Annotated in this window: 8 protein-coding genes (1 of these 8 running past the window's edge); 3 read left to right on the top strand and 5 right to left on the bottom strand. The window is 37.1% G+C overall.

Annotated features, from left to right (window positions below):
* The 3 genes from M23134_RS36265 to proC all read right to left on the bottom strand — a co-directional run.
* The coding region (locus M23134_RS36265; RefSeq protein ID WP_045115030.1) for a hypothetical protein at positions 1–194 on the bottom strand (194 nt) is incomplete at its 3' end.
* A gap of 154 nt (positions 195–348) precedes the next feature.
* Positions 349–2,643, bottom strand: coding sequence for a poly(ADP-ribose) polymerase catalytic domain protein (locus M23134_RS40710; protein WP_002705712.1), 2,295 nt, complete (start codon positions 2,641–2,643; stop codon positions 349–351).
* 211 nt (positions 2,644–2,854) lie between these two features.
* A complete protein-coding gene (proC, locus tag M23134_RS36255; protein WP_002705707.1) occupies positions 2,855–3,655 on the bottom strand; it encodes a pyrroline-5-carboxylate reductase in 801 nt (266 codons plus the stop codon).
* A gap of 142 nt (positions 3,656–3,797) precedes the next feature.
* Here proC and M23134_RS36250 point away from each other — a divergent pair, with 142 nt between their 5' ends.
* From M23134_RS36250 to M23134_RS36240, 3 genes are all read left to right on the top strand, one after another.
* Entirely contained in the window at positions 3,798–4,706 is a 909-nt protein-coding gene (locus M23134_RS36250; RefSeq protein ID WP_045115029.1) for a class I SAM-dependent methyltransferase, read from the top strand.
* 235 nt (positions 4,707–4,941) lie between these two features.
* Positions 4,942–5,907 carry an AAA family ATPase gene (locus tag M23134_RS36245; RefSeq protein WP_002705705.1) on the top strand — a complete coding sequence of 322 codons (966 nt, stop codon included), beginning with the start codon at positions 4,942–4,944 and terminating at the stop codon, positions 5,905–5,907.
* A gap of 19 nt (positions 5,908–5,926) precedes the next feature.
* Positions 5,927–7,258 carry a DUF58 domain-containing protein gene (locus M23134_RS36240; protein WP_002705704.1) on the top strand — a complete coding sequence of 444 codons (1,332 nt, stop codon included), beginning with the start codon at positions 5,927–5,929 and terminating at the stop codon, positions 7,256–7,258.
* Between the two features lie 371 nt (positions 7,259–7,629).
* Here the strand turns inward: M23134_RS36240 and M23134_RS36235 are convergent, their stop codons facing one another.
* Together M23134_RS36235 and M23134_RS36230 are read right to left on the bottom strand one after the other, a co-directional pair.
* Entirely contained in the window at positions 7,630–9,060 is a 1,431-nt protein-coding gene (locus tag M23134_RS36235) for a hypothetical protein (protein ID WP_045115028.1), read from the bottom strand.
* A gap of 560 nt (positions 9,061–9,620) precedes the next feature.
* On the bottom strand, positions 9,621–9,889 hold the 3' portion of the coding sequence (locus M23134_RS36230) for a hypothetical protein (RefSeq protein ID WP_002705699.1). The gene runs 34 nt beyond the window's last position; only the last 269 of its 303 coding nucleotides appear in the window; the start codon falls outside the window, past its right edge; the stop codon is at positions 9,621–9,623.

Genomic DNA, 9,889 nt, shown 5'->3' with positions numbered 1-9,889 from the left:
TCTGCGTATTTACGGGCTTTGCCAGGGGCATCTTTAAAATGTAACTCAGAGAGTTGGTTATAGAGCTTTACCTTTTGGGTGTCTGTTTTGGCTAATTTGAGTTGGTTTTGCAGGTGTTCCGTTGGGCTTTGTCCATAACTAGTGGAAAACAAGCTTATTACAATTGATAATGATATAGTTAAAAAAAGTTTCATATAGTATGCGTTCCGAAAATATAATAGCCATTTTACGGGAAAGATAACATTTCATTACTTTATTATCTTCCTTTTGGAAAAGAAAGTTTATCTTCAAAACAAAAGCAATGTCAATGAGCAAAACTTTTAAGTACAGCTCATTGACAGTCCAAAGTTAACTATGTATCTCTATCAAATACTTTATTGTACACTGTGCCTCTTTATATACAATATATTCGTTGTTTATCAAATCGGCACCTCCACGGGCAAATAAAGAGTCATAATTTCCCCGTCCTTTCAAAGTGGTTTCATCCAAGTCATACATCCAATACTCATGTTGTTTGCGACGCATGCAATTGCCCAAGTGTACATCATAAACAGCTAAATATGCTTTGTTTGATTCTCCACTTGTCCAGAAACTACCATAAAGCGATGAGTACCCCATAGACTTGTTTACTTTATCAGCAAAATATAAACCATAGCCAAACATCTTACCTGTAACTACTGCATTGGCTGGACGTAGCACTAAGCCAGTTTTTAATATCGACCACCAGTTTTCATTTCGGCTTCCGTGCCAAAGCAGTTTGGTACGTCTATTTTGAGCATTGCTTACTTGTGTGTCAAACAATGCCTGGTTTTTTAGGTGGGTCACCTTATAAGCTTGCTGGAAATACTCGTCAAAATATTTATTGCCCATCAGTTGGCGTATTGCCATTATATCACTCAATGTGGCGGTTTCAATTTTTACCCCAATATTGTCAGTCAAAGTCGCCGCCTGAGTTTGATTTGTAGCATTTTGTAAAGTGAGTACCTCACCCCGCATTACATCTAAGGTCGCTTGTTCTTCTAGCACCCTACGCATTACATCCTGATTATTTTCTAAACAAGCAGTGAGGTAATCCTCTACAACATCCATCTTACGTGGAATCACTGTAAACAACTGTAATAACAACTGATCTACCTCTGCTCTGGGGTCATGCCCTTTGTTGAATAACGTTGTAAGCCCCGATATTTCATCTATCAGCATTTGAGCCTTTTCCAACTGGGCAAGGGTTACATTTTGAGCATTTACTATATAATTATTGTTTACTGACCGTTGGGCGTACGCTTGCAGGTTTTGCACAAGTTGTGCAATGCCAGGGGGTGCTATAGGTTCAAGTCTGTTTTTTGAGTTAGTATCAAAGCTTGGTTGATGTATATAAGTGACATCTTTATATCCTTTGCGTAATTTTTCTTTATACTTTCTTGTCCACTCTTCAATAGGGTAAGTGTAAGTATTTGTCCTAGGCTCTCCAATACGACCATACTCAACTGTAAATGTACCATCCTCGTTGTCAGTCATGTCATAAAACTTATTGTCATCCTCATAGCTATAGTAGTAATAACTGTTTCTATGCTTTGTTTTTTCATTACTTACTTTGATGAGCTTTTTTGATCGTTGACTTCTGATAGTGCGGGCAAGTATCGAAACAGTGGCTTGTTTTAGATGCGTAGCTTCCTTAGCATATCCATCTTTATACAATTTTTTGGTAAGCCTCTGTAAAAGTTCAGGCACATCTATCCGGTTTACACTGTACTCTAATGTGTCTAAAGCCTGGCGCCAACGATCCATTTTGATATAACTACCTACCAAGTGCTCCATCGCCTGAAGTTTCTCTGTGTCTTTCCATATTTTTTCGGTGATAGCGACTGCTTGCGCAAGTAGTTTATCTACCTTACCATTGTACCCTAATAATTTGGCGATATAAAAGGCAACTTGTGTAATGCCAAGGGCTTTTTCATACTTTCTTTGTAAGCCATTTGACATGACTAAAGCCTCACCCAATAATGCTCTGCCTTGTTTTTTGGGCAAAGAGGTTGATACGAGTGTCCAAACCCATATTTTACTCAAAGCACTCTTAAAATGAATTAATACCTCTAGAACCTTATTTGGTTTGCGTTGTGTAAGAATCTGCTTGGTTAGTTTTTCAATCAATTGAAGCCTTGCAGGAATATCTTTGATCTGTTCTGCTGCTAAAAGTGCCTCTGTAAGGTTGTTCCCAATGAGTCGTTCACTTACACCTCTCAATAAATTAGTCTGAGTTTTTATAGTTTTAATTTCGGCAACAATCGCCAGTGCCTTATCTACTTTTCCTAGTTGTAGATAATAGTCTGCTACCTGTTTGAGTGCAGTAGACTGGTTACGTGGTATTAGGATATTCTGGGCAACTTGGTGGGCAAATCCTACAGCTTGGCGAGCCAATGCCTGGCTAACCATTGTTTGAAACATTAGAGTTTGCCTTCTTTTGTCAGGTATTAGTTTAACAACTTCCAATGCCTGTTCAAACTCTTGAGCACATTGTAGTTGTTGAACAATCATCTCCAAACCAACTATCTTGTTTTTGAGGTGTTTAATGTCTTTGGCAAAAGCCAAGGCCTTTTCTATAGCTTTATTTTTCAGATAGTAAGCAACAGTTTCTTTCTGTGTCATAGTGCGGAAACTTTTGATAAAATTATTACAAAATGTATTTCAATTTACCAATAGTTGCCCACCTTATCCAGTGCTGTAGGTGTGGAAGTTTAGTTTGTTTTTTTTATTTAAAAACAAGTTGTAAGTGTTTGGTATTTAAGTGTTTACAGCTGTTTTGTGTGTAAAACAATTTTATTTTTAAATGTACCGAATTATTGCTTGACTATATTTTTTATTTCCCTAGTTCTATCGATCGTTGAAGCGCTTGTTTCAAGCCCTCCTGGATATGTTTGTCTAAAGTGAGGCGCCCAAACCTGGTAATAGCAGCCTCAGTTGTTCCTCCCTTTGACGATACTCGCTTGATCCATTCGTTGCAGCTTGCCTGGCTACGATTTTCCAAATGAACCGCTCCCATAAATGTTTGTTCTACCAAAAGCTCTGCTTCTGATTGGCTAAAACCCATCTGTTGTGCTGTATCCATCATTGCCTGCATAAAATAAAACACATAAGCCGGGCCACTTCCCGAAATAGCTGTCACTGCGTTGAGCTTTTCTTCATCTTCAAAGTACAATGACTTTCCGGTAGTGTTAATTAAGTTTTGCACAATAAACAACTCTTTTTTATCAACAGATGCAGCTGCCGTAAAGCCTGTCATTCCCATGCCAATTTGGGCAGGCAGGTTGGGCATTGCCCTTATAATTTTAGTAGTAGGAACCCAACGCTTTATTTTGTCAATACTAATCCCTGCCATAATAGATATCAACAAGTGGGCTGGTGTAAGGTAAGCACGTATAGTATTGAAAAACTCCTCTGCATCTTGGGGTTTGATTGCCAGAAAAATCAAATCCATGGATTTAATCCATTCACCCGGTTGATGATAAGCATTGCGGTACCCTGCTTGTTGTAAATCAGTCGTTTTTTGCTCAGAGTGCTCAAGAATATAGAGTTGCTCTTTGGTAAGCAGGTGATTATTTAAAAAGCTGGTAATATAAATACTACCCATATTGCCTGCCCCTACAATAAGTATATTCATGCGAAATAATCGTTTGGTTGGTTCAATGCTTCAAGTATACAGCCTTTTTTGAGCATAAACCAAGACCAGCCATTGAGTTTTTGTGCTAATTCAATCAAAAGCTATAAATTTGCCTCCTCTAAAGTCAAAAAATAAAACTGATATGCTCGAAACACTGACGCAGTGCCCCGTATGTGGCGAAAATGACATGAAAGATTTTCTAACCTGTAAAGACCATACAGTAACTCAAGAAAACTTTACCATTGTTCAATGCTCACACTGTGGATTTAAATTCACTAACCCACGCCCCGACGAAGCCCATATTGGACGTTATTATCAGTCAGAAGAATACATCTCACACAGTAATACCAAAAAAGGATTAATTAACCGTATTTACCATATTGTGCGTAATCGAGCACTTAAGAGTAAACTTAAATTAGTGAATAAATTGGTAAAACAACAGCCTAAAAATATGCTGGACATAGGTTGTGGAACTGGATTCTTTCTAAAAACATGTAGAAATGATGGCTGGCAAGTGACAGGTTGTGAGCCAGACCAAAAAACCAGAGCAATGGCCACTGAAAATGTGGGCATAGATATTTTAACTGATATATTCGAGGAGCAAATCAAGCCCAACCAATTTAGTGTAATTACTATGTGGCATGTGTTAGAGCATGTACATCAAATAGACAAAACCATCCAGCGCTTATATCAACTATTAACCGATCAAGGAGTATTAGTAGTAGCAGTGCCCAATGCCAATGCCCACGAAGCTAATCAGTTCCAAAGTGCCTGGGCTGCTTATGATGTTCCACGTCACCTATATCATTTTACCCCCGAAACGATCACCCCTTTATTTCAACGACATGGTTTCAAGGTAGAACAACACTTACCTATGCCTTATGACTCATATTATATAAGCTTACTTAGTCAAAAATACAAGGCAGGTAAAAACAATTACTTAAAAGCCGTATTACAAGGGTGGAGTTCAAACCAATGGGCAAAAAAAAATAACCATAACTATTCTAGTGTAATTTACATCATTACAAAAGGAAGGCATCTCGACTCTTAGAGTGTTGATGAAAATGGTTACTTTTGATTCGATAACGGTGAAATTTTTTGAAGCATAACAGCAAATATCGAAGCTAGTGAACAAAGTGATCTCTATGTAATTCATTATTAAAAGTCGAGACGATTTCAAGCTTAAACCTAAAATTAACCCACCTACTTATTACTAAATACCAGCTTTGTTTTCAGTCAAAAGTTTATATATTTACATAACCAACGTTTAACTGCAAGTCAAACTTATGTTCGAAAACCGAGTAGATTTAGAGCAACTGAAAGAGGCTGTGTTACAAATCAAATCAGAAATAGGTAAAGTTGTAGTAGGGCAGCCTGATATGGTAGAACTACTCGTTACAGCTATATTAACTGATGGTCATGTATTGATAGAAGGAGTACCTGGTGTTGCCAAAACACTTACCGCCAAGCTAATTTCTAAAATCATATCCGTTGACTTTTCCCGAATTCAGTTTACCCCTGACCTAATGCCTTCTGATGTACTGGGTACATCAGTGTATAATCAAAAAAGTACAGAGTTTGAGTTTAAAAAAGGACCTATATTTTCAAACCTTATCCTTATTGATGAGATAAACCGTGCACCAGCTAAAACTCAATCGGCATTGTTTGAAGTGATGGAGGAGCAGCAAATTACTTTTGATGGTACTACTTATCAAATGAAGCCACCATTTATCGTATTGGCCACCCAAAACCCGATAGAGCAAGAAGGTACCTACCGTTTGCCCGAAGCTCAACTTGATCGTTTTTTGTTTAAAATTGATGTAGGTTATCCTTCTCTTGAAGAAGAAACAATTATTTTAACTAAAGCTCTGGATCGTAAAGGTTTGTCTCAATTTAATGATGTCCAACCTATTCTTTCAACCCAATCTATAGAAAGCTTTCGTCAAAAAGTGAAAGAAATTCATGTAGAGCCTGAACTTGTCAAGTATATCGCCGAAATTGTCAGTCAAACCCGACAGCATAATGCCCTGTTTTTAGGGGCATCCCCTAGAGCATCTCTGGCTATTCTTAATAGTTCGCGTGCAGGTGCTGCTATGCAAGGGCGAGATTTTGTGCAGCCCGATGATATAAAAAAAATGGTAGCTCCAGTTTTACGACATCGTATTATTCTAACCCCTGAAAAAGAAATGGAAGGATTGGGAGTAGGTGAAGTCATTAAGCGTATTGTTCAAAGTGTAGAAGTTCCACGTTAGCCACCTTTACAATTAATTCATGAAGTTTCTCCAGTCATTTTATCTAAACAATCGTTTCTTCCTTGTCATCATAGGCATTGTATTGTTATTTGCACTGGGGTTTATTGTACAGGCATTAGTAGGCATTGCCAAAATTGCATTATTGGTTTTGGGTGTACTTTGTATCATAGACTTACTCTTAATATATGGTACCCGTAATGGATTGAAAGGTGCTCGTAGTGCCAATGAAAAACTTTCTAATGGTGACGAAAATAAAATACAGCTGCATATACAAAACCACTACAGCTTTCTTACCTTCCTCAAAATCATTGATGAAATCCCACACCAATTCCAAATTCGCAACTTTCTCTTTCAAACTACCCTTGAACCAAGAACCAACAAAACCCTTGAGTACAAACTACGACCTGTCAAAAGAGGAGAGTATAAATTTGGAGCCTTGAACGTATACATCTCTACCAAAATAGGCTTTATCGCTAGGCGCTACCGTTTTGCCCAGCAGCAAATGATTCCAGTTTACCCATCTTATCTACAAATGCGTAAGTACGAATTATTGGCTATCTCTAACCGTTTGACTGAGGCTGGCATCAAAAAAATAAGAAGAGTAGGGCATAACCAAGAGTTTGAACAAATTAAAGAGTATGTACAAGGCGACGATATGCGAACCATTAACTGGAAAGCTACCGCCCGTCGAAACAACCTGATGGTAAACCATTACCAAGACGAAAAATCACAACAGGTATATTGTATAGTAGACAAAGGTCGAGTAATGAAAATGCCCTTTGAGCAAATGAGCTTATTAGATTATGCCATCAATGCAAGCTTGGTCATATCTAGCATCGCAATGAATAAAGACGACAAAGCTGGTTTAATTACCTTCAATCGCCAAATAGAATCTATTCTCCCCGCCCGAAAGGGACTGGCACAAATGCAAAGTATTTTAGAAGTACTTTATAAACAGAATACGGCGTTCAAAGAGTCAAATTTTGAGAAACTGTATATTACCCTCAAGCGAAAAATCAAACACCGCAGCCTCATTATATTATTTACCAACTTCGAGTCTGAGTCAGCACTTACCCGTCAGCTTCCATACCTAAAAGCTATAGCTGGGAACCATTTACTACTCGTAGTTTTGTTTGAAAATACAGAACTTAGAAGTTTGCTTGAAGCACCTGCTTACTCGACCGAAGAGGTGTACCTGAAGACAATTGCAGAAAAGTTTGATTTTGAAAAAAGACTCATAGTCAAAGAATTGAGGAAGTGTGGAGTACATGCAGTCTTATCCACTCCTCAAAGCCTAACTGTCAATACAATTAATAAATACCTTGAGTTCAAATCACGTGGGTTGATCTAATCATTCAATGTTAACGATAAAAACCCCCAACATTATGGAGGTTTTCAGTAGCATATACTTATACTAACTAAGTACCAAGGCAGAATTAAATATATCTAATGAGTAGTTTTAACAGGCATACCATGAGTGAGTTACCCTTATACCAAATCGTACCCGTATACTAATGTATGTCTACATCTAAAAGCCATCATCAAACCTGTCCCCCTCCTCTTGGTCTTAAGCGCAGCTGACCAAGAGAGCGTGTAACGATAGCGAAGAATGTGTCTTGTGTTGGTCTTGCCAAAAGCCTTAAGACCACTACAAGTGAGTTTGTATGGGTTTTCAATCAGACTTGGTATTACTTGTAGCTTATTATTTGCTGCTACTTATTTCTATTTTAGTAATAGTTTATTTAGAAACACGGTTTTGTCTTCTAAACTAAACCAAGAAAAATACTCTTTATCAGCCTCCGAAGTAATCGCTATATTGCCAATAAATTTATCTTTTTTCTCCCGTCCGTTCACAATTAATTTAATCTCATTGCTTTTTGAGTCCTTATAAGTCATTGCCCAGTTCTCACAATTTTTACCTAGCATTACCTGTGGTACACCTCGCGAGTCATCAATATTAAAAGGACCTTGCTTTTTCTTGTTAGAAAAATGGAGGTAATAGCCATCGTTACTTTTACTCAACAAACACCAAGATTCACTCTGAGGTGCAAACTTTACATAAGCAATTTTATCAAATAAACCCTTAAAGTACTTATCATTCATTACTAATGAATCTTTGATACCACTACCCCTTTTTATTATGGCTACATTTTTTCGGCTATCACTTACTGCAAACATCTCTACATTACGTGAAAACCCCTTTTCCCCTTTTATATAAAAGCGTTTTTCTTTACCTACCACAAAATTGAAGCGATTATAGCTTTTCCCCATATCTACTTGTTGTACCAAACCTTCATGAGGACCATATAACTCGTCGTTTGCCAAATAGTAAATTTTTTGATCCTTAATAATGTTCAAGCCATAATTACTCCCTCTAGCGATAAGATTATCACAATCATAATTAGGGTTGTTGAGCAACTCCCGCTCATAAGTACCCACTACACCATTACTGGTTTCTACTATAATCTGTTTAACCTTCTGACCTCCCTCTAGTATTTTAGTAGGAGAGTCTTTAGGTTCAGCTGTGAGCACCCACCTGTTGGGCTCTAAAAACTGAAAATCAATAATTTCTGCATAAGGTCCTGCTGTTTTGCCATTATCAAATGCCACATAATGCTCTTCCGGACGGTTATTGTATATAATAGCCCACCTTTTACCATTTTTACTTAAATGATAGTTTTGTAATGAAAGATATGGACCACGTTTTTTACCATTAATTACAACTTCTGTAGTGCCTTCTGCTTGGTTAATTAAAACATAAGCCCACGAGTTGCCCCTGATTTTTAAACCTACAGGATAAAACGGCAATTCATGTACCCCTAACTCTTTGCCAGTATAAATCACATAACTTGTCTCATCCTTAGAGTCAATGAATCCCCAGTTATCATAATTAAATACAGGTTTTGCCAATTCTCTACGATTAAAAGGACCATATTTTTTGCCTTTAATATGATAACTCCTGCTAAAGTCCTTTACATCAGCTGTTACCACAATATAACCCAATTCATCTTGATACAAACCCAAAGAGTTCTCCTCATGGGCTACATACTCATTCTTATCAAGAGTATAGATTTTTTCTTTTTTTAGAATTTGTCCATACGTGTTTGATATAAAGGAGCAAATCAAAATTATAGATAGGAATTTTAGATTCATAGTATGGTGCGATTGTTAATGAAGTTTGTATTCTCTATACGCAGTACCAATAAGGAGGTTATGCATAACCTTGACCTTCACAAATACTGTTCTAAATTAAAATTGTTGTTTTGAGTTATGTAAAAAATACATGATGCTATAAGGCAAAGTAAGTCAATTTATAGTCCAAATGCACTATACGATTTTCGGAACTCTTTGATTTTCAATAAGTGATGGCAGATTTATATTGTTTTCTTCTTTGATCTGTGTCATTCTTGGTACTTTCCTGCTTGTAATAAGTACTTAACATTGCAAAGAGACTGGCTTTGTGGGTAAGTTCATGTTGTATGTCATTTTGGTTTAACAAAAAAACTGAAATGGAAAACCAGTAAAACAAAATACCTGGTTGGTAGAACAGGCGTGGTTTGTAGCTGTACTGGCCAGTCAAACACAAATTAAGGTGTACAAGTACTTGGTTATAATTAAGTATAAGCACCAAGGCAGCATTAAACGTACCTAATGAGTAGGTGTAACTGCCATATTATGAGCAAGTTACTCTTACTTGTAGCTATTACTTGCTGCTACTTATCTAACCAATCCTTGCAGTTACCCCATAAATTAGTACCTTCGCATTCACAAATTTCAAAGGAGATTTGATTTAAAGGATTTGAAAAAGAGTTAAAAATGCGGCGGTAAAATTCACCGTTATTTTTTTGTTCAAGTTGTTGGATATTAAAAATAAAGCTTGCACCTTTGCACTCCGAAAAACGAACAATGGTTTGTTTTGATTTTGAATAGTTGAGTAATAAAGTCAAGCGACAGCGATCAAAAAAAGATCGCAATTTTTTTA

The sequence above is a fragment of the Microscilla marina ATCC 23134 genome (assembly GCF_000169175.1).
Lineage (GTDB): Bacteria > Bacteroidota > Bacteroidia > Cytophagales > Microscillaceae > Microscilla > Microscilla marina.
The sequence above is the reverse complement of the archived record's forward strand: the minus strand, read 5'-3'. Positions and strand labels throughout refer to the sequence as shown.

Excerpts from the sequence above, each read along its gene's own strand:
- M23134_RS36250 (WP_045115029.1), top strand. The coding sequence starts at position 3,798 with ATGCTCGAAACACTGACGCAGTGCCCCGTATGTGGCGAAAATGACATG.
- M23134_RS36240 (WP_002705704.1), top strand. The coding sequence starts at position 5,927 with ATGAAGTTTCTCCAGTCATTTTATCTAAACAATCGTTTCTTCCTTGTC.
- proC (WP_002705707.1), bottom strand. The coding sequence starts at position 3,655 with ATGAATATACTTATTGTAGGGGCAGGCAATATGGGTAGTATTTATATT.
- M23134_RS36245 (WP_002705705.1), top strand. The coding sequence starts at position 4,942 with ATGTTCGAAAACCGAGTAGATTTAGAGCAACTGAAAGAGGCTGTGTTA.
- M23134_RS40710 (WP_002705712.1), bottom strand. The coding sequence starts at position 2,643 with ATGACACAGAAAGAAACTGTTGCTTACTATCTGAAAAATAAAGCTATA.
- M23134_RS36235 (WP_045115028.1), bottom strand. The coding sequence starts at position 9,060 with ATGAATCTAAAATTCCTATCTATAATTTTGATTTGCTCCTTTATATCA.